At 43.7% G+C, this 20,987-nt stretch carries 14 protein-coding genes; 5 read left to right on the plus strand and 9 right to left on the minus strand.

Annotation, left to right across the window (positions count from 1 at the left end):
* Positions 1-103: 103 nt before the first annotated feature.
* The 5 genes from A6D97_RS02975 to A6D97_RS02995 all read right to left on the minus strand — a co-directional run bounded on the left by A6D97_RS02975 (position 104) and on the right by A6D97_RS02995 (position 5,746).
* Positions 104-868: a transporter substrate-binding domain-containing protein gene (locus A6D97_RS02975; RefSeq protein ID WP_017067326.1), complete on the minus strand. Its 765-nt coding sequence runs from the start codon at positions 866-868 to the stop codon at positions 104-106.
* 247 nt (positions 869-1,115) lie between these two features.
* Complete coding sequence (locus A6D97_RS02980; RefSeq protein WP_017061487.1) at positions 1,116-2,882, minus strand: sodium:solute symporter family protein; 1,767 nt, start codon at positions 2,880-2,882, stop codon at positions 1,116-1,118.
* A gap of 861 nt (positions 2,883-3,743) precedes the next feature.
* Entirely contained in the window at positions 3,744-4,370 is a 627-nt protein-coding gene (locus A6D97_RS02985; RefSeq protein WP_017061486.1) for a bifunctional 4-hydroxy-2-oxoglutarate aldolase/2-dehydro-3-deoxy-phosphogluconate aldolase, read from the minus strand.
* 73 nt (positions 4,371-4,443) lie between these two features.
* Positions 4,444-5,376: a sugar kinase gene (locus A6D97_RS02990; RefSeq protein ID WP_017061485.1), complete on the minus strand. Its 933-nt coding sequence runs from the start codon at positions 5,374-5,376 to the stop codon at positions 4,444-4,446.
* A 34-nt stretch (positions 5,377-5,410) separates the two neighbouring features.
* Positions 5,411-5,746: a cupin domain-containing protein gene (locus A6D97_RS02995; RefSeq protein ID WP_009846518.1), complete on the minus strand. Its 336-nt coding sequence runs from the start codon at positions 5,744-5,746 to the stop codon at positions 5,411-5,413.
* A 333-nt stretch (positions 5,747-6,079) separates the two neighbouring features.
* Between A6D97_RS02995 and A6D97_RS03000 the strand changes: the two genes are divergently transcribed.
* From A6D97_RS03000 to A6D97_RS03010, 3 genes are all read left to right on the plus strand, one after another.
* Entirely contained in the window at positions 6,080-8,278 is a 2,199-nt protein-coding gene (locus tag A6D97_RS03000; RefSeq protein ID WP_065583810.1) for a heparinase II/III family protein, read from the plus strand.
* Between the two features lie 2 nt (positions 8,279-8,280).
* Positions 8,281-10,434 carry a heparinase II/III family protein gene (locus A6D97_RS03005; protein WP_065583811.1) on the plus strand — a complete coding sequence of 718 codons (2,154 nt, stop codon included), beginning with the start codon at positions 8,281-8,283 and terminating at the stop codon, positions 10,432-10,434.
* Positions 10,435-10,959: 525 nt separating this feature from the next.
* Positions 10,960-11,676: a FadR/GntR family transcriptional regulator gene (locus tag A6D97_RS03010; protein ID WP_010438348.1), complete on the plus strand. Its 717-nt coding sequence runs from the start codon at positions 10,960-10,962 to the stop codon at positions 11,674-11,676.
* 210 nt (positions 11,677-11,886) lie between these two features.
* Here A6D97_RS03010 and A6D97_RS03015 read toward each other — a convergent pair whose 3' ends face one another.
* From A6D97_RS03015 to A6D97_RS03030, 4 genes are all read right to left on the minus strand, one after another.
* The gene (locus A6D97_RS03015) at positions 11,887-13,389 is read right to left on the minus strand and encodes a tripartite tricarboxylate transporter permease (protein ID WP_065583812.1); all 1,503 of its coding nucleotides are present in this window, start codon (positions 13,387-13,389) and stop codon (positions 11,887-11,889) included.
* Between the two features lie 8 nt (positions 13,390-13,397).
* Complete coding sequence (locus A6D97_RS03020; RefSeq protein WP_010438352.1) at positions 13,398-13,859, minus strand: tripartite tricarboxylate transporter TctB family protein; 462 nt, start codon at positions 13,857-13,859, stop codon at positions 13,398-13,400.
* Positions 13,860-13,947: 88 nt separating this feature from the next.
* Positions 13,948-14,874 (minus strand): tripartite tricarboxylate transporter substrate binding protein, encoded by a 927-nt coding sequence (locus A6D97_RS03025; protein ID WP_065583813.1) that lies wholly within the window; start codon positions 14,872-14,874, stop codon positions 13,948-13,950.
* A 25-nt stretch (positions 14,875-14,899) separates the two neighbouring features.
* Positions 14,900-15,370: a hypothetical protein gene (locus tag A6D97_RS03030; protein WP_016785024.1), complete on the minus strand. Its 471-nt coding sequence runs from the start codon at positions 15,368-15,370 to the stop codon at positions 14,900-14,902.
* Between the two features lie 1,138 nt (positions 15,371-16,508).
* Here A6D97_RS03030 and A6D97_RS03035 point away from each other — a divergent pair.
* Positions 16,509-18,287, plus strand: coding sequence for a transporter (locus A6D97_RS03035; protein WP_017066447.1), 1,779 nt, complete (start codon positions 16,509-16,511; stop codon positions 18,285-18,287).
* A gap of 220 nt (positions 18,288-18,507) precedes the next feature.
* Entirely contained in the window at positions 18,508-20,586 is a 2,079-nt protein-coding gene (locus A6D97_RS03040; RefSeq protein ID WP_017061476.1) for a DUF4962 domain-containing protein, read from the plus strand.
* The last annotated feature ends 401 nt before the right edge of the window (positions 20,587-20,987 follow it).

Genomic DNA, 20,987 nt, shown 5'->3' on the forward strand with positions numbered 1-20,987 from the left:
GCTATTAGAATCTAACGATTAAACTAAAAGCGAACCATTAAACCATAACGAAAGAGGCCAGCATTGCTGGCCTCTTTTTTGTTACGGTATAAATTGAAAAGAGTTACTTAAGGGAGTTGTGGATCAGGAACTCTTCTTCAACACCTTTCAATTTCATCTCATCCATAATGAAGTTCACCGTGTTCAACAAACGTTGTTCACCTTTAGGAATCAGATAGCCGAACTGACTGTTGGTGAATGGAGTTTCGCAGCGTGCCGCTTCAAGACGTTCATCAGTTACTTGATAGAATAGACCTTCAGGCGTTTCTGTTACCATCACATCAACTTTGCCTTCTGCTACTGCTTTCGGTACGTCGAGATTGTTCTCGTAGCGTGTGAAGCTTGCATTCTGCAAGTTCGCGTCGGCAAAGATCTCGTTAGTACCGCCAATGTTCACGCCCACACGAACAGAAGAGAGGTTCACTTTCTCAATGCTGTCGTACTGTTCTGCGGTGCCTTTTGCAACCAAGAAACACTTACCAAAGGTCATGTAGCCTTGAGTTTGTTCCGCGTTTAACTGACGCTGCATTTTACGTGTAATGCCGCCCATTGCGATGTCGTACTTATCGTCGTCTAGATCGGCCAGTAGATCTTTCCATGTGGTACGAACAATCTTCAATTCAACGCCTAATTGTTCCGCGATGTGCTGTGCAACGTCGATATCGTAGCCAGAGTAGCTTTTACCATCGAAGTAAGAGAAAGGCTTGTAGTCACCTGTGGTGCCCACACGCAGAGTACCTGATTTTTGAATGTCTTCTAGCTGGTCAGCGTGTGCGACACCAGAAAGTGCCAGAGCAATGGAAGCAAGTAATAGTGATGTTTTTTTCATTGTAATTGTCTGTTGTGTTTGTGTTGTCATTCAAAGTAACAGAAACAATCAGAGAAAGAGATCAAACCATTGGAAAGGTTGGAAAAGAAGATGAAACGAGGGCAGGAGATAGGTATTTCTATGGTTTGTGAGCATTGATCGAGGTGCGTTTCATATTCCGTTTTGATAAACCGAAGACAAACAAAAAGCCCATGTTATCGAATAACATGGGCTTCATTTTGGTTTAACTTGTTAGCTGCTTATTTAGCTATTTAGCAACTGACTCGTTGTTCATCTTAGCCGGAGCTTTAGATGCGTTAACCAATAGGATACCAACGGTTAGTACCATTGAACCACATAGTAGGAACAACAAGCGTCCTGTTGGTTCGTTTGGAATCAGAGCCATTGCTAGGATACCGAAACCTGCTGTGCTGATAAGCTTACCAAGCATTGAACGCTGTTTAGTATCTAGGTTTTGTTGCTCTTCACCTTCCGCTACAAGCGGCGTGTTCCAGTTAGTGAATAGTTGGTCAACTTCTTTCTCACGCTCTGGCGATAGGCCTTTGTAGAAGCGAGAAGTCATGATGAAGTAACCACCTGTGAACACTACGTGAGCAGCTAAGCTAAGACCTACTTTCAAGTCGCTCCATTCACGGCCTGTAAGCGCTGTTTCTAGACCAAATAGGTTCTCGATGTCTTCTGCTTGCAGAGAGATACCGAAGATGTAAGAAACGAAACCACCAACCACTAGAGTAGACCAACCAGCCCAGTCAGGTGTCTTACGAATCCACATACCTAGTAGGACAGGGATAAGCATTGGGAAGCCAATCAACGCACCTACGTTCATTACGATATCGAACAAGCTTAAGTGACGCAGAGAGTTAATGAATAGACCAATCGCAATGATGAAAATACCCATCATGATAGTCGTTATCTTACTTACAATAACCAGCTCTTTCTGAGTCGCATTTTTACGAAGAATCGGGCTGTAGAAGTTCATTACAAAGATACCAGCGTTACGGTTCAAACCTGAATCCATAGAAGACATCGTTGCAGCGAACATTGCTGACATAAGAAGACCAACCATACCTGCTGGCATTACGTTTTGTACGAATGCTAGGTAAGCAGCATCACCGGCTTTGTCGCCCATTGATGTGTATTGCTCAGCGAACTCAGGCATGAATGCACTAACGTACCAAGGTGGTAGGAACCAAATTAGTGGACCAACAACCATAAGGATACATGCTAGGCCTGCCGCTTTACGTGCGTTTTCACTGTCTTTTGCACATAGGTAACGGTATGCGTTGATGCTGTTGTTCATTACACCGAACTGCTTCACGAAGATGAATACAACCCAAAGGATGAAGATGCTCATGTAGTTTAGGTTGTTACCTAACATGAAGTCGCCGTCGAAGTTAGCAACAATGTTAGTTAAGCCGCCACCGTGGAAGTAAGCTGCTACCGCACAAGTGATTGTCACGGCCATGATTACAAGCATTTGCATGAAGTCAGAAGCAACAACCGCCCAAGAGCCGCCGGTTACTGCCATCAATACTAGAACCATACCCGTTACCACAATGGTAGCTTCCATTGGGATGTTGAATACCGCTGCTACAAAGATAGCTAGACCGTTTAGCCAGATACCTGCAGAGATAAGGCTGTCCGGCATACCTGCCCATGTGAAGAACTGTTCAGACGTTTTACCAAAGCGCTGACGAATAGCTTCGATCGCCGTTACCACACGAAGTTGGCGGAACTTTGGAGCGAAGTACATATAGTTCATGAAGTAGCCAAAAGCATTGGCTAAGAATAGGATTACAATAACGAAACCGTCATTGAATGCGCGTCCTGCGGCACCTGTAAACGTCCATGCTGAAAATTGTGTCATGAAGGCAGTTGCACCAACCATCCACCACAACATTTTGCCGCCCCCTCTGAAGTAATCACTTGTAGAGGTGGTGAACTTACGGAACATCCAACCAATCGCGATTAAAAAGAAGAAGTAGGCGAGAACAACAAAAGTATCAATAGTCATCTTTTCAGCCTTTTAAATATCATAATTAACTGGGCTTAGATTAACGCGTTCCAAGGTTTATTTGTACTACAATATGTCTTTAGTATGATCTAGGTCGCATTGATTTTTCGGCCTCTAACACGTGGTTATATAAGTATTTGTTTTAATTGAATTTAAATGTGAGTGTATTTTGTTTGAGATCTAAAATAAATTGAGGGTTAAATGTTTATATGTATTACAATATAAACAAAAGCGCTTACTTTGCCGTATCTATAAGATTTTAATTATAACCGTAACAAATGTGCTACAAATTGGTGTGTTGTGCGACGACATTCACGTTAATTTGGAACTCTATACTGAAAAATTCTGTATTGGGATTTCAAGTGTAGCTCATTGTTTTCACTTCGCTATTTTGTATTTGTCTGCGGCTCTGTAGCCTTTCTATGCTATTTATTCATTTTTTCGTGCCATAGAGGTGCATATTTGGAATTTTTGTCACTGAGTGGGCGTTAAACTGGACGGACGGGACACATTTTGCGGCTCACTTTGTCTATTGTGACCTTCATTAGATGCCACGAGAGATGTTTGATGACGTATCGAAAAGGAACATTGCTGGATAAGGGGCTGGATAAGAAACTGGATAGGCGATAGGGGGCACCAGTAACGCTTCGCTAGATGCATACTGACGTAGATTGAAAGCCTTACATTACTCGTTCTTGCCTGTCTTAGTCACGGATCTTTACGAGCCCATAGGGAGAAAGGCGATAGGGTATAGGGGAAACAGAACGTTGATTGAGCGTGTTTACGGTTAGTCAGCGCAATAAATGACAGATAACAAAAAGCCCCACCGAGGTGAGGCTTCATCACTCAATCTAAAACAGATTAAGCGTTAACGTGATCAACTGCGTCACGAACAAGCTTGCCTAGTTCTTCCCACTTACCTTCGTCGATAAGGTTAGTTGGAACCATCCAAGTACCGCCACACGCAAGTACAGAAGGGATCGATAGGTATTCATCTACATTCTTCAAGCTTACACCACCAGTAGGCATAAATTTAACAGGGTAAACCGCTGTTAGTGCTTTAAGCATGCCAGTACCGCCAGAAGGCTCAGCAGGGAAGAACTTCAACGTGCGAAGGCCCATTTCCATTGCTTGTTCCACTAGGCTTGGGTTGTTAACACCCGGTACGATTGCAACGCCTTTATCGATACAGTATTGAACAGTGCGCGGGTTGAAACCTGGGCTTACGATGAAATCAACGCCAGCTTCGATAGATGCGTCAACTTGCTCGTTAGTCAGTACAGTACCTGAACCAATTAACATGTCTGGGAATTCTTTACGCATGATGCGAATCGCTTCGATTGCACATTCTGTACGTAGCGTGATTTCTGCACATGGCATGCCGTTTTCAACAAGTGCTTTACCTAGAGGGATAGCGTCTTCAGCACGGTTGATAGCGATTACAGGAATTACTTTTAGGTTTGCTAGTTGTTCATTTAATGTCGTCATGAATTCTTTCTCACGTTAAATGTGGGCTTGCTTTCAACTAAGCAAACCCTTGATTAATAGTTAAAGTGCGTAATTATAGAGACAGATCAGGCGTCGCTTCTAGAGGAATGATAGCACCTGGATGCTGAATCACAGTCCCTGCCACAATGTGACCTGCTAACGCTGCATCACGTGCATTGCCACCGCTTAAGCGCTTAGCTAGGAAGCCCGCGCTGAACGAATCGCCAGCCGCTGTTGTATCAACAATGTTGTCTACTGGATTTGGAGCAACGTACTGAGCGCTTTGGCTTTCAACTACTAAGCAGTCTTTAGCACCACGTTTAATGATGATCTCTTTCACACCAGATTCAGACGTACGTGCAATACACTGTTCAATGCTTTCGTCGCCGTACAACTCTTGCTCGTCATCGAACGTCAGTAGAGCCGTGTCAGTGTACTTAAGCATCTTCAAGTACCAAGAAATCGCTTCTTGTTGACTTTCCCAAAGTTTTGGACGGAAGTTATTGTCGAAGAATACTTGGCCGCCTTGCGCTTTAAATTTGTCTAAGAAGTTGAATAGCTGCGTGCGTCCATTCTCTGTCAAGATAGCAAGCGTAATACCACTTAGGTAAACCGCATCAAAAGAGAATAACTTATCAAGTAGAGCAGGCGTGTCTTCCTGGTCAAACATGAACTTTGCTGCAGCATCATTACGCCAGTAGTGGAAACTGCGTTCACCAGTTTCATCGGTCTCGATGTAGTAAAGCCCTGGTTGTTTGTGATCAAGCTGAGCAATTAAGCTAGTGTCGATACCTTCCGCTTGCCACTTTTCTAACATGTCGGTACTGAATGGGTCAGTGCCTAGCGCTGTTACGTAGCTCGTGTTGATATCTTGCTCTTTTGTTAAGCGAGACAAGTAAAGTGCAGTATTTAGTGTATCGCCACCGAAACTTTGCTTAAGCCCGTCTTGTTTCTTTTGTAGCTCAACCATGCACTCGCCAATGACCGCGATGTTTAATGATTTCATATGCTTACCTTAGCAACTGAGGTTGCGCTGTTTATTATTTTAGGAAATCTTCACGCGCAGGGTTGAAGATATCAAGAAGGATGCTGTCTTGCTCTAGTGCAACTGCACCGTGCATCATGTGTTTACGAGCGAAGTAAGCATCGCCTTCTTTAAGGACTTTCTTTTCGCCTTCAATCTCAGCTTCGAAGCTACCACGAACTACGTAACCGATTTGGTCATGGATTTCGTGAGTATGAGGGTGGCCAATCGCGCCCTTATCAAAACATAGGTGTACTGCCATTAGATCGTCAGTGTAAGCAACGATTTTACGCTTAATGCCGCCACCAAGTTCTTCCCATGGGTTTTCATCTAGGATAAAGAAAGAGTTCATTGTGTATCTCCTAATCTGTTTAAATCTTTTAAGTGTTACTTAACTTGCATCCATCATAAGGGAATGAGCCTAATTGTAATACAATATATCTAAATTTGTGTGATATTGATCAAGCGATACTTTATATAGCGTAAATAAATCAACAACTTAATAAATGGCTAATATTTACCATTAGCCAGCTACATCAATGACTTATGGCTAATTATGTGACTCTACTCATCATTTAGCGACGAATAGGTATAATTAAAGCTCATATTGTATTACTTTATATGGAGTTTGAAAATTTAATCAAAGTTTAAGCAGATAAACTCTTTATTGAGGGTGACAAAGAATATGACGACTAAACCAGTATTGTTGACTGAAGCAGAAATCGAGCAGCTTCATCTTGAAGTGGGCCGTTCTAGCTTAATGGGCAAAACCATTGCAGCGAACGCGAAAGATCTAGAAGCATTCATGCGTTTACCTATTGATGTCCCAGGTCATGGTGAAGCTGGGGGTTACGAACATAACCGCCATAAGCAAAATTACACGTACATGAATCTAGCTGGTCGCATGTTCTTGATCACTAAAGAGCAAAAGTACGCTGACTTTGTTACAGAATTACTAGAAGAGTACGCAGATAAATACCTAACGTTTGATTACCACGTACAGAAAAACACTAACCCTACAGGTCGTTTGTTCCACCAAATCCTGAACGAACACTGCTGGTTAATGTTCTCAAGCTTAGCTTACTCTTGTGTTGCTTCAACCCTGACACAAGAACAACGCGACAATATTGAGTCTCGCATTTTTGAACCAATGTTAGAAATGTTCACGGTTAAATACGCACACGACTTCGACCGAATTCACAATCACGGTATTTGGGCAGTAGCGGCTGTCGGTATTTGTGGTCTTGCTCTTGGCAAGCGTGAATACCTTGAAATGTCGGTGTACGGCATTGACCGTAACGACACTGGCGGCTTCCTAGCGCAAGTTTCTCAGCTGTTTGCACCTTCTGGCTACTACATGGAAGGTCCTTACTACCACCGCTACGCGATTCGCCCAACGTGTGTGTTCGCTGAAGTGATCCACCGTCATATGCCTGAAGTTGATATTTACAACTACAAAGGCGGCGTGATTGGTAACACCGTTCAAGCCATGCTGGCGACGGCTTACCCGAACGGTGAGTTCCCGGCTCTGAATGATGCTTCTCGTACTATGGGTATCACAGACATGGGTGTTCAGGTTGCAGTAAGTGTTTACAGCAAGCATTACTCTTCTGAAAACGGCGTAGACCAAAACATTCTTGGTATGGCGAAGATTCAAGACGCAGTTTGGATGCATCCATGTGGTCTTGAGCTATCTAAAGCCTACGAAGCAGCGTCTGCTGAGAAAGAAATCGGCATGCCTTTCTGGCCAAGTGTTGAATTGAACGAAGGCCCTCAAGGTCACAACGGCGCGCAAGGCTTTATCCGTATGCAGGATAAGAAAGGCGACGTTTCTCAACTTGTTATGAACTACGGCCAACACGGCATGGGTCACGGCAACTTTGATACGCTGGGTATTTCTTTCTTCAACCGTGGTCAAGAAGTACTGCGTGAATATGGCTTCTGTCGTTGGGTGAACGTTGAGCCAAAATTCGGCGGCCGTTACCTAGACGAAAACAAATCTTACGCTCGTCAAACGATTGCTCACAATGCAGTTACGATTGATGAAAAATGTCAGAACAACTTTGATGTTGAACGTGCAGACGCAGTACACGGCTTACCACACTTCTTCAAAGTAGAAGACGAGCAAATCAACGGCATGAGTGCATTTGCTAACGATCATTACCAAGGCTTTGACATGCAACGCAGCGTGTTCATGCTAAATCTTGAAGAATTAGAATCTCCGTTATTGTTAGACCTATACCGCTTAGATTCTTTAAAAGGCGGTGAAGGCGAGCATCAATACGACTACTCACACCAATATCAAGGTCAGATTGTTCGCACTAACTTTGAATACCAAGCAAACAAAGAGCTAAACACTCTAGGTGACGATTTCGGTTACCAACACCTATGGAACGTGGCAAGCGGTGAAGTGAAGGGCACAGCACTTGTAAGCTGGCTACAAAACAACACGTACTACACTTGGCTAGGTGCAACGTCTAACGACAATGCTGAAGTGATCTTTACTCGCACTGGCGCTAACGACCCAAGCTTCAACCTACGCTCAGAGCCTGCTTTCATTCTACGTAGCAAGGGCGAAACAACACTGTTCGCTTCTGTTCTTGAAACGCACGGTTACTTCAACGAAGAGTTCGAGCAATCAGTCAATGCTCGCGGCGTTGTGAAAGACATCAAAGTAGTGGCTCACACCAATATCGGTTCAGTAGTAGAAATTACGACAGAGAAATCAAACGTGACAGTGATGATCAGCAACCAACTTGGCGCGACTGACAGCACTGAACACAAAGTAGAACTGAACGGCAAAGTATACAGCTGGACAGGCTTCTACTCAGTAGAAATAATTTTAAACCCAGAATTAGCAAGCACAGCAGAGCAGGGGAAATAATAATGAGCTATCAACCACTTTTACTTAACTTTGATGAAGCAGCAGAGCTTCGTAAAGAACTTGGCAAGGATAGCCTTTTAGGTAACGCACTGACTCGTGACATTAAACAAACTGACGCGTACATGGCAGAAGTTGGCATCGAAGTACCAGGTCACGGTGAAGGTGGCGGTTACGAGCACAATCGTCACAAGCAAAACTACATCCATATGGATCTAGCGGGTCGTTTGTTCCTGATCACAGAGGAAACAAAGTACCGTGATTACATCGTTGATATGCTAACTGCGTACGCGACGGTATACCCAACATTGGAAAGCAACGTAAGCCGTGACACTAACCCTCCGGGTAAGCTGTTCCACCAAACGTTGAACGAGAACATGTGGATGCTTTACGCTTCTTGTGCGTACAGCTGCATTTACCACACTATCTCTGAAGAGCAGAAGCGTCTTATCGAAGACGATCTTCTGAAGCAAATGATCGAAATGTTCGTTGTTACTTACGCACACGACTTCGATATCGTACACAACCACGGCTTATGGGCAGTGGCGGCGGTAGGTATCTGTGGTTACGCGATCAACGATCAAGAGTCTGTAGATAAAGCACTTTACGGCCTGAAATTGGACAAAGTAAGCGGCGGTTTCCTAGCGCAACTTGACCAACTGTTCTCGCCAGACGGCTACTACATGGAAGGTCCTTACTATCACCGTTTCTCTCTGCGTCCAATCTACCTGTTCGCAGAAGCGATTGAACGTCGTCAGCCAGAAATCGGTATTTACGAATTTAACGATTCAGTGATCAAGACAACGTCTTACTCAGTATTCAAAACTGCATTCCCAGACGGCACATTGCCTGCTCTGAACGATTCATCGAAGACGATTTCTATCAACGATGAAGGGGTTATCATGGCGACGTCTGTGTGTTACCACCGTTACGAGCAGACTGAAACTCTGCTTGGTATGGCTGATCACCAAAAAAATGTTTGGGTTCATGCTTCTGGTAAAACACTGTCTGACGCGGTTGATGCAGCAGACGACATCAAACCATTCAACTGGGGTAGCCTGTTTGTAACAGACGGGCCTGAAGGCGAAAAAGGCGGCGTAAGCATCCTTCGTCACCGTGATGTGCAAGACGACGACACAATGGCGTTGATCTGGTTTGGTCAGCACGGTTCAGACCACCAGTACCATTCTGCGCTAGACCATGGTCACTACGATGGCTTGCACCTAAGCGTATTCAACCGTGGCCACGAAGTGCTGCACGATTACGGCTTCGGTCGTTGGGTAAACGTGGAGCCTAAGTTTGGCGGTCGTTACATCCCAGAGAACAAGTCTTACTGTAAGCAGACGGTTGCTCACAACACAGTAACGGTTGATCAGAAAACGCAGAACAACTTCAACACAGCACTGGCTGAGTCTAAGTTTGGTCAGAAGCACTTCTTCGTAGCAGACGACCAGTCTCTACAAGGCATGAGCGGCACCATTTCTGAGTACTACACTGGCGTAGACATGCAACGCAGCGTGATTCTTGCTGAACTTCCTGAGTTCGAAAAGCCACTTGTTATCGACGTATACCGCATCGAAGCTGACGCTGAACACCAGTACGACCTACCCGTTCACCACTCTGGTCAGATCATCCGTACTGACTTCGATTACAACATGGAAAAAACGCTTAAGCCGCTAGGTGAAGACAACGGTTACCAGCACTTATGGAACGTGGCTTCAGGCAAAGTGAACGAAGAAGGTTCTCTAGTAAGCTGGCTACATGACAGCAGCTACTACAGCCTAGTAACCAGCGCGAATGCGGGCAGCGAAGTGATTTTTGCTCGCACTGGTGCTAACGATCCAGACTTCAACCTTAAGAGTGAGCCTGCGTTCATCTTACGTCAGTCTGGTCAAAACCACGTGTTTGCTTCTGTACTAGAAACGCATGGTTACTTTAACGAGTCTATCGAAGCCTCTGTAGGCGCTCGTGGTCTAGTTAAATCAGTATCTGTTGTGGGCCATAACAGTGTCGGGACTGTTGTTCGCATTCAGACTACTTCTGGCAACACTTACCACTACGGTATCTCAAACCAAGCTGAAGACACGCAGCAAGCAACTCACACTGTTGAGTTCGCGGGTGAGACATACTCGTGGGAAGGGTCATTTGCTCAACTGTAAATGATCAACACACATACCGTTTAACGATGGTGTGTGCTGATGTGGTGCTTTGCGGGAACGAAGCGTCACATCATGTTCGATTGTAAGGGTGTTCGCATCTAAGTAACTGAACGAAATTAATGTCGATGACAAAGAATATCGGAAATAAGTCAAACCGAGTAACTCGTTGTGAGTTGCTCGGTTTTTTTATGCGTGTAGGACAGAGGCTGATGTAATTTGGGAAGGGGATCTCATTTAATAATCTCTGGCGGTTAATGAATTGCGCTTCTAAAGGTGTACCTTTTTCCCATGGTTTTTCGAGGCTGTGCTGGTGGTTTTCATACCGATACAAAGAGGGTTAGTTTTGAGTACGGATTTATGAGTGATTTAAGATAACGTTTCTCACAGGATGTTTTTTAAATCTCTGATTATAAAAATTTGCAGGTTGTGATTCGTTTGGATTTTACTCAATTGGCTGTAGGTTGAAATACTGTTATAGTAATCCTTAAATAATACATAAACATAACATATAAAATAAGTGAACTTATGGTTAGCACTTTTAATTCAATTTCGGGCTCGAAGCGTAGCCTGCACGTGCAAGTAGCGCGTGAAATCGCTCGTGGAATCTTGTCTGGCGATCTGCCGCAAGGTTCTATTATTCCTGGTGAAATGGCGTTATGTGAACAGTTTGGTATTAGCCGAACGGCACTACGTGAAGCAGTTAAACTATTAACTTCTAAAGGTTTGTTAGAGTCCCGCCCGAAAATCGGTACTCGTGTAGTCGACCGCGCATATTGGAACTTTCTTGATCCTCAGCTGATTGAATGGATGGATGGTCTAACCGACATAGATCAATTCTGTTCTCAGTTTTTAGGCCTTCGCCGTGCGATTGAACCTGAAGCGTGCGCACTGGCGGCTAAATTTGCAACGGCTGAACAACGCATTGAACTTTCAGAAATCTTCCAAAAAATGGTAGAAGTGGATGAGGCTGAAGTATTTGATCAAGAGCGTTGGACAGATATTGATACTCGTTTTCATAGCTTGATCTTTAATGCGACAGGTAATGACTTCTACCTGCCATTCGGCAATATCTTGACTACGATGTTCGTGAACTTCATCGTGCACTCTTCTGAAGAAGGAAGCACGTGTATCAATGAACACCGTAGAATCTATGAAGCAATCATGGCTGGTGATAGTGATAAGGCACGAGTTGTGTCTGCTGCACACTTGCAAGATGCCAACCACCGTCTGGCGACGGCGTAATAGAAATAATCTAGAGCGTAGGTAGATGAGTCACCTCATATAGAGATGAACAGCATTACGCTCGGATAAACGACTTAAAAGGGTATGCCAAGTGCATACCTTTTTTGTTGTCTACCGTTTACGAAAATTGGCTGCTTTCATGTATGAAAAAAGCCAGAGACTGTTGTCTCTGGCTTTGAGTTGTTTCAATATTCTAGCTTAAACAAGCGGCTAATCATGATGTTCGTAAGTTTGCTTTTGTTTCTGATTTTTCTTCATTTTTAACGTTGAATAAACCGAGAATACAGCTAACACGATAAACGCGAGAGCAATAGGACGCTCATAAAGGAAAGACCAACTGCCATCGTACATCAGCAGTGATTTTCTAAGGTTTGTTTCTGCCATTGGCCCTAAGATGATCGCAAGCAGAATCGGTGAAGAAGGGATATCCAGTTTAGTTAAGATAAAGCCAAGTAGACCGAAACCGATTGCAATACCCACATCAAACATCGAGTTGTTAATTGCGTAAGCGCCGACAATTGAAAGGAAGACAATGATTGGAATCATGATGATCTTCGGTACTTCAATGATTCGACAGAAGAAGCGAATACCCAGTAAACCAATCACTAACATCACAAGGTTAGCGACCAACATTGAGCTGAACACGCCATAAACCACTTCGGGGTTTTGGGCGAATAGCAGTGGGCCTGGTGTGAGTCCTTGTACTATAAGTGCACCAAGAAGAACCGCTGCCACGGCATCTCCAGGAACACCTAGTGTTAATAACGGAACTAGCGAGCCACCCGTTACGCCGTTGTTTCCAGATTCAGCGGCTGCAAGGCCACGAACCGAGCCTTTACCAAACTCTTCTGGGTTCTTAGACGAACGTTTTGCTTCGTTGTAACAAACAAATGCAGATATATCAGCACCAGCACCCGGTACCGAGCCGATAGTTGTTCCCATCAAACCACTTTTTATGGCCGTTGGTAGCATTTCTTTGAGATCACTTTTACTTAATAGTTTGTGGTCAAATTTCGGTGCAACGACTTTCTTTTCAGAGAACAGCTTCTCTAGTTGGTTTAATGCCTCAGATAGAGCGAATAAACCAATTAAGACAGGGATGACATTGATTCCGCTGTAAAGATCCATGATGTCAAAAGTAAATCTTGGCACACTGCTGATTGGGTCGAGTCCAACAGTTGAAACCAATAATCCAATGGTTCCCGCAAGTAACCCTTTAAAAATGTTGTTCGAAGAAACACTCGCAATAATCGTTAAACCAAACAGAGCGAGTGCAAAATATTCTGGCGCATTAAAACGCAGTGCAAAGGTCGCTAATTTAGGCGCAATCGCGATGAGGACGATAGTACTTAACAGCCCGCCAATAAATGATGCAACAGCAGAAATACTTAATGCTCTTGCTGCTTGTCCTCTAACAGCCATAGTGTGACCGTCGAGTACACTTGCTGCAGAAGCCGGTGTTCCTGGGGTTTTAAGTAAAATTGCGGCAATTGAGCCACCGTAAATCCCACCAATGTATACACCAATTAACATCACAAGGGCTGAAGTCGGTTCCATGCCAAAGGTAAATGGAAGGAGAATTGCCACGCCCATTGTCGCTGTAAGTCCGGGTAGTGCGCCTAAAATAACGCCGCCCAGTACGCCAAAAACAAGGACAGGAAGCACTGCAAAGCTAACTGCAGTTGCGAGACCATCGATTAGATATTCAAACATATGACCTCCTAAGACCACGTTGCTTCAGGAAGCGCGATGTAGAACACCTCGCCAAATAGATAGTAAACCGCGAACACAAAGACAACGGCGACAACGTAATAGATTGGCTTCTTCACTTTGAAGTAAACGAGGTAGAACATAAATGCAATCAAACTAGCATAAAGGTAGCCAACTACACTGATGAGTAATGCGTAGCCAATAAGAAAAGCAACGCCGAAAATCGACATCTTGCTTATCATCGCTTCTTGTTGTTCAGAGGCACCTTTTAATTTGTGTTGAACGATGAGAACAATACAGATAGCAATTTGGGCAATCACAATCATCATCGGGAAGAATTTTGCATCGACACTTGCATCTTGGTACATCGGACGATCAAATTGAGTGATCAGCGCGAACGCGATTGCGCTAAGGATAATGATGATAGAAGGGAAAACGACGTTTCGGTTTAAGTAAGAGTGAGAGTTAGACATGGAGTTTACCCCTAAAAAGTAAAGCAAGGGAAAGGTACAAACTAGTAACAGAGGCACAACTGATAAAAGCTGTGCCTCTGAACAAAGGTTATTGAATTAATTGAGTCAATGATTTTGTATCTTCTGCAACAAACTCAGTGAAGGCTTTTTCATCAAGATTGTGAATCGTCATTGCACCTTTCGCCATGAAAGTTTTGAACTCTTCACTTGCCATTGCTTCATCAAATGCAGCCCCCAACTTCTCGATTACTGCATCAGGTGTATCTTTTGGAGCACCAATACCGCGCCATGTACCTGTTACTACATCAATGCCTTGCTCTTTCAAAGTAGGAACATCTGGAATGTACTGAATACGTTCTTCAGACATGACACCTAATGCTTTTAGTTGGCCTGAACGAAGTTGAGCGATAGCTTCACCAGGAGTAACCATAGTGACGTCTGTGTGATGGCCTAGTACAGCAGGAATTGCTTCTGATGCACCGTTGTAAGGGATAGCGTTTAATTTAATGCCTTGATCTTTTTCAAGAGACATTAGGTAGAAGTTTGGCGCAGCGGTTGAAGCGAATTTTACGCTGCCTGGTTTTTCTTTGGCTTCCTTAATCAGGTCGTTAATCGTGTTGTATGGGCTATCTGCTGCAACCAATACGACCGCAGGATCTAAGTTAACTAAACGAATGAGTTTAAAGTCGTCAGCGGTATGACGCATCAAACCCATTTGAGGAAGTGAAGCGATTTCACGTGTTACTACTGTTAATGTGTAACCATCCGCACGCTGCTGAGCACCAAAGCTCATCCCAACTGCGCCTGCGCCACCAGTACGGTTCACGATTGAAATATTTTGCCCAAGAATGTCTTTCGCGCTATTTGCAAGAGTACGACCAACGGCATCGGTGCCGCCGCCCGCGCCAAATGGCACAACTAAGCGAATGTTTTTGCTTGGATAGTCAGCTGCAATTGACGTTGCAGAAACAAGTATACCGGCTGCTAGCATAATGGATTTTAATAGTTTACTCATAATAAGTACCTTCTGTTTCTAATTATTAGCGATATGTTTTTGTAGGGTTTTCTGCTTTTTCTGTTTGGTATTCGTGCATTGCTAACTGTTCAATAGCTACCGCTATCCAGCCACTGATCAGCATGTCATACCATTGTTGTACACCACTGCAGGCAACAACCACGTTTCCGTAAACAAACGAACCATAAAACAGTAAGTCTTCGTCACGTAGTGAAGATGGGTGTTGGGAGTGCAGTGTTAGATTGCTTGTCGATTCTCGCCACGCTTGTTGTGCTTTCTTACGGGCAAGGTGATCAAACTTGATTGTCCAGTTGTCAGGAGCTCCTAACGACTCTTCATATAGAATGGCGTCTTCAAAAGAGGCTTCCCAAGGCTTGAGGTGTGGATTCATAACGACAATATGCAGTTCTTTTCTATTCGTTCTTTCAAACAGCTTGTCGATAGAGGGTTTAACGATATCGATAGCGTCTTGAGTGATATCTTTCATTGATCGCATTCCACATGTCCTTACGTTTGGTAGATGAATATAGAATATTGTATGACAATAATTCTTCAATTAACGATGACTTGGAAGCGGGGAGCGATCACAAGTGAAAGTCTTCTAACAAGACTTCGATCTTGTTTTGACCATATTCTGGCGGAAATAGTGTGATTCTGGTCTTTTTTTGAGCTGGGTGTAAATGGACACAGATCCAGTTTTATTTTGGCTGATTTCCTAGATATAAATTCACCACCATATGCTCGCCGTTCTGTTAATTCATATGGGAGAAAATTTTGGCTTGATAATCGAGCGTCCTATAACACTACGAGTTATATGCGAACATGTCAGCGGCTCACCTGCAAGACGCTAACCACCGTTAAGCTAAACGCGCGTTTCAACTATTATGTGAACCACTTAAACGTCCCGATGAACCATTTATAGGTTCATCAAAGCCAATCAAAAAGGTATGCCAAGTGCATGCTTTTTTGTTTTTAGAAAGCGTGTTGCACCATGTGTGGCACTGTTTTGGTTCATCCTCGCTTAACTCCTTCTTAAGCCAGTTCCTTCTTGTATACGCCTAGCGGTCGTTCTCTTTACCATCATAATAAAAATAATATTACGCTCGATATTCGTTTTTAGACACTCTCGACCCCCAAATAATTATGCGTCATCCATGATTTTTCATTTTTGTATATTTTGAATCTACCATCGTTTGAACTGGATATGCCTCTTCTATATTGATTAATTTAAGTAGAATTCTAATGAAATTATCCACTCTCAATAGATAAAAAACGCTGGTTTATTGTGTGATAAATGAGGGTGATTTAGCTCTGATTTGGCTTTTATTATTTTTGAGGATTTTATATTTATATGTGTTTGGTTGTATTTGTTAATAAGTGTGCAAAGTCTCACTTTCTCATAAGTATTTGATTTTAATGGGTGTGATGTTCTTTGGCCTTGTTTTTTGAGTTTTTACCTCAAACAACAGTAATTGCCTTGATGGATTGGCCATATTCCATCCTATGTCATATATATAATTAACTTAATCAATCAAAATAAGATCGCCATCACTTATTTGGATTATTGTACTACAAATAAAGTTTGAGATTTCCTATAGTCATCGTAACAAAATACAACGGACAAAGGATACACGATGGAACTCAACACGATTATTGTCGGCATTTATTTCCTATTCTTGATTGCGATAGGTTGGATGTTTAGAACATTTACAAGTACCACCAGTGACTACTTCCGCGGGGGCGGTAACATGTTGTGGTGGATGGTTGGTGCAACCGCCTTTATGACCCAGTTTAGTGCATGGACATTCACCGGTGCGGCAGGTAAAGCGTATAACGATGGTTTTGCAGTAGCGGTCATCTTCGTAGCCAACGCATTTGGTTACTTCATGAACTTCGCATATTTTGCTCCAAAGTTCCGTCAACTACGTGTAGTAACGGTAATCGAAGCAATTCGTATGCGTTTCGGTGCGACTAACGAACAAGTGTTCACTTGGTCTTCAATGCCAAACAGTGTTGTTTCTGCCGGTGTATGGTTAAACGCACTAGCAATCATCGCTTCTGGTATCTTCGGTTTCGACATGACAGCAACTATCTGGATTACCGGTTTGGTTGTATTGGCAATGTCTGTAACGGGTGGTTCATGGGCGGTAATTGCATCTGACTTTATGCAGATGGTTATCATCATGGCAGTAACCGTGACATGTGCTGTTGTTGCTGTTGTTCAAGGTGGCGGTGTTGGTGAAATCGTGAATAACTTCCCTGTAGCGGAAGGCGGTTCTTTCCTTTCTGGTAACAACATTAACTACTTAAGCATCTTCAGCATTTGGGCATTCTTCATCTTCGTGAAGCAGTTCTCTATTACTAACAACATGCTTAACTCTTACCGTTACCTAGCGGCTAAAGACTCAAAGAACGCGAAGAAAGCGGCGCTACTAGCGTGTGTGCTAATGCTTTGTGGTGTATTTATCTGGTTCATGCCTTCTTGGTACATTGCAGGTCAAGGTGTCGACCTAGCAGCAGCTTACCCAGATGCAGGTAAGAAAGCGGGTGACTTTGCCTACCTATACTTCGTACAAGAGTACATGCCAGCAGGTATGGTTGGCCTTCTAGTTGCGGCGATGTTTGCAGCGACAATGTCTTCAATGGATTCTGGTCTAAACCGTAACTCGGGTATCTTTGTTAAGAACTTCTATGAACCAATCGTTCGTAAAGGTACGGCTAGCGAAAAAGAACTAGTAACGGTTTCTAAGATTACTTCTGCCGTGTTTGGTTTTGCTATCATCCTTATTGCACAGTTCATCAACTCGCTTAAAGGTTTGAGCCTGTTCGATACCATGATGTATGTAGGCGCACTGATCGGCTTCCCAATGACAATTCCTGCATTCCTTGGCTTCTTTATTAAGAAGACTCCGGACTGGGCTGGTTGGGGTACGCTAGTGGTTGGTGGTTTTGTTTCTTACTACGTGGGTTTCGTTGTTAACGCTGAAATGGTGTCTTCAATCTTCGGTCTAGAAGAGCTAACAAGCCGTGAATGGTCTGATGTTAAGGTTGCTATCGGTCTGATTGCTCACATTACGCTGACAGGTGGTTTCTTCATCCTATCAACTCTGTTCTACAAGCCATTAACTGAGAAGCGTCAAGCAGACGTTGATAAGTTCTTCGGTAACCTGTCTACTCCATTAGTTGCGGAGTCAGCAGAACAGAAAGTACTGGATAACAAACAGCGTGAAATGCTTGGTAAACTGATTGCGGTAGCGGGTGTCGGTATCATGCTAATGGCTCTACTCACTAACCCAATGTGGGGACGTCTAGTCTTCATACTTTGTGGTGTGATTGTTGGTGGTGTTGGTGTGCTATTGGTTAAAGCGGTCGATGACGGCGGCAAGCAAGCGAAAGCAGTAACTGAAAGCTAATACATAGAAAACGATTATAATAGAATGCGACGACTCGAAAGGGCGTCGCATTTTTTTTGCTCTGCGAAACGGAAAAACGGTCAGGTGGAAGATATCTGACCTAAATCACGAAAACTGTACAAAATGGTTCAATCGAACCGAAATAGATTTAATTGTCCTACAATAAGACGTATATTATTGCTAATTCCTTTCAATCAACTTGAAAAATAAGTGAGTTAGAATGAGCGACCAAAAATCTCTTGATGCAATCAGGAAGATGAAGCTGGAGAATGATACTTCAGCAGGTAATCTTGTAGACCTACTCCCTATCGAAGTACAGAAACGTGACTTCGACCTATCATTCCTAGACAACTTGAGCGAAGCACGTCCACGTCTTCTTGTTCAAGCAGATCAGTTAGAAGAATTCAAAGCGAAAGTGAAAGCTGATGAAGCTCACTGCATGTTTGATGATTTCTACAATAACTCGACAGTTAAGTTCCTTGAGACTGCTCCTTTCGAAGAGCCTCAAGCGTACCCAGCTGACACGGTAGGCAAAGCTTCTCTATGGCGTCCTTACTGGCGTCAAATGTACGTTGATTGCCAAATGGCACTAAATGCGACACGTAACCTAGCAATTGCTGGTGTTGTGAAAGAAGACGAAGCGCTAATTGCTAAAGCAAAAGCTTGGACTCTAAAACTGTCTACGTACGATCCAGAAGGCGTGACTTCTCGTGGCTATAACGATGAAGCGGCTTTCCGTGTTATCGCGGCTATGGCTTGGGGTTACGACTGGCTACACGGCTACTTCACAGATGAAGAACGTCAGCAAGTTCAAGATGCTTTGATTGAGCGTCTAGACGAAATCATGCACCACCTGAAAGTGACGGTTGATCTATTGAACAACCCACTGAACAGCCACGGTGTTCGTTCTATCTCTTCTGCTATCATCCCAACGTGTATCGCGCTTTACCACGATCACCCGAAAGCAGGCGAGTACATTGCATACGCACTAGAATACTACGCAGTACACTACCCACCATGGGGCGGTGTAGACGGCGGTTGGGCTGAAGGTCCTGACTACTGGAACACGCAAACGGCATTCCTAGGCGAAGCATTCGACCTATTGAAAGCATACTGTGGCGTAGACATGTTCAACAAAACATTCTACGAAAACACAGGTGATTTCCCGCTTTACTGCATGCCTGTTCACTCTAAGCGCGCGAGCTTCTGTGACCAGTCTTCAATCGGTGATTTCCCAGGTCTAAAACTGGCTTACAACATCAAGCATTACGCAGGTGTTAACCAGAAGCCTGAGTATGTTTGGTACTACAACCAACTGAAAGGCCGTGATACTGAAGCACACACCAAATTCTACAACTTCGGTTGGTGGGACTTCGGTTACGATGATCTTCGCTTTAACTTCCTTTGGGATGCACCTGAAGAGAAAGCACCATCGAATGACCCACTGTTGAAAGTATTCCCAATCACGGGTTGGGCTGCATTCCACAACAAGATGACTGAGCGTGATAACCATATTCACATGGTATTCAAATGTTCTCCGTTTGGCTCAATCAGCCACTCTCACGGTGACCAAAACGCATTCACGTTGCATGCATTCGGTGAAACGCTAGCGTCAATCACTGGCTACTACGGTGGTTTCGGTGTTGATATGCACACGAAATGGCGTCGTCAAACGTTCTCTAAGAACCTTCCACTATTTGGCGGTAAAGGTCAGTATGGCGAGAACAAGAATACAGGCTACGAAAACCATCAAGATCGCTTCTGTATCGAAGCGGGCGGCAACATCTCTGATTTCGACACTGAATCTGATGTGAAGATGGTTGAAGGTGATGCGACAGCGTCTTACAAGTACTTCGTTCCTGAAATTGAATCTTACAAGCGTAAGGTCTGGTTTGTTCAAGGTAAAGTATTCGTAATGCAAGACAAGGCAACGCTTTCTGAAGAGAAAGACATGACTTGGCTAATGCATACAACTTTCGCAAACGACGTGGCAGACAAGTCTTTCACTATCCGTGGCGAAGTTGCGCACCTAGACGTAAACTTCATCAACGAGTCTGCTGATAACATCACGTCAGTTAAGAATGTTGAAGGTTTTGGCGAAGTTGACCCATACGAGTTCAAAGATCTTGAAATCCACCGTCACGTTGAAGTGGAATTCAAGCCATCAAAAGAGCACAACATCCTTACGCTTCTTGTTCCTAATAAGAACGAAGGCGAGCAAGTTGAAGTGTCTCACAAGCTTGAAGGCAACACGCTAATGCTAAATGTTGATGGTGAAACGGTTTCAATCGAACTGTAATTCGCTGAAGCAACAGAAGCTAGATACTAAAAACTCCGAGTGAAAGCTCGGAGTTTTTTTGTTTTGTTAGCTAGCAAGTTGGATACTCAGTTAAATTGTATTAGTTGGCAAAGTTGGGAACCCCATCAGGTTGAAACGAAACTAATTGGCTGAGAAATCAATCGCTTCTCGATGCCAAGTCAGTAGATCGAGGGCTAAACCTGGAAGTTGATATACACAAAGACTGTGTATGTACTTAGCCACTATTCTTAATGAAAGGTGCAGGAGTAGTATACGAGACCTATATTTATCGTTCTGTTAAAAGAATAGGGCGCCAACCCCTTTTTCGTAAAAACTGATATGACTTACTTCTGCGTGAACAGTCTAATCACTGGCTGAGTAGGGGAGTCGTGAACTATACA

Source organism: Vibrio sp. ZF57, assembly GCF_001691235.1.
Lineage (GTDB): Bacteria > Pseudomonadota > Gammaproteobacteria > Enterobacterales > Vibrionaceae > Vibrio > Vibrio crassostreae_C.

What these genes read in the sequence shown, in the direction of transcription:
- A6D97_RS03020 (WP_010438352.1), bottom strand. Translation starts at nt 13,859, where the DNA reads ATGTCTAACTCTCACTCTTACTTAAACCGAAACGTCGTTTTCCCTTCT.
- A6D97_RS02980 (WP_017061487.1), bottom strand. Translation starts at nt 2,882, where the DNA reads ATGACTATTGATACTTTTGTTGTTCTCGCCTACTTCTTCTTTTTAATC.
- A6D97_RS02990 (WP_017061485.1), bottom strand. Translation starts at nt 5,376, where the DNA reads ATGAAATCATTAAACATCGCGGTCATTGGCGAGTGCATGGTTGAGCTA.
- A6D97_RS03035 (WP_017066447.1), top strand. Translation starts at nt 16,509, where the DNA reads ATGGAACTCAACACGATTATTGTCGGCATTTATTTCCTATTCTTGATT.
- A6D97_RS03005 (WP_065583811.1), top strand. Translation starts at nt 8,281, where the DNA reads ATGAGCTATCAACCACTTTTACTTAACTTTGATGAAGCAGCAGAGCTT.
- A6D97_RS02995 (WP_009846518.1), bottom strand. Translation starts at nt 5,746, where the DNA reads ATGAACTCTTTCTTTATCCTAGATGAAAACCCATGGGAAGAACTTGGT.
- A6D97_RS02985 (WP_017061486.1), bottom strand. Translation starts at nt 4,370, where the DNA reads ATGACGACATTAAATGAACAACTAGCAAACCTAAAAGTAATTCCTGTA.
- A6D97_RS03000 (WP_065583810.1), top strand. Translation starts at nt 6,080, where the DNA reads ATGACGACTAAACCAGTATTGTTGACTGAAGCAGAAATCGAGCAGCTT.
- A6D97_RS03025 (WP_065583813.1), bottom strand. Translation starts at nt 14,874, where the DNA reads ATGAGTAAACTATTAAAATCCATTATGCTAGCAGCCGGTATACTTGTT.
- A6D97_RS03030 (WP_016785024.1), bottom strand. Translation starts at nt 15,370, where the DNA reads ATGCGATCAATGAAAGATATCACTCAAGACGCTATCGATATCGTTAAA.
- A6D97_RS03015 (WP_065583812.1), bottom strand. Translation starts at nt 13,389, where the DNA reads ATGTTTGAATATCTAATCGATGGTCTCGCAACTGCAGTTAGCTTTGCA.
- A6D97_RS02975 (WP_017067326.1), bottom strand. Translation starts at nt 868, where the DNA reads ATGAAAAAAACATCACTATTACTTGCTTCCATTGCTCTGGCACTTTCT.
- A6D97_RS03040 (WP_017061476.1), top strand. Translation starts at nt 18,508, where the DNA reads ATGAGCGACCAAAAATCTCTTGATGCAATCAGGAAGATGAAGCTGGAG.
- A6D97_RS03010 (WP_010438348.1), top strand. Translation starts at nt 10,960, where the DNA reads ATGGTTAGCACTTTTAATTCAATTTCGGGCTCGAAGCGTAGCCTGCAC.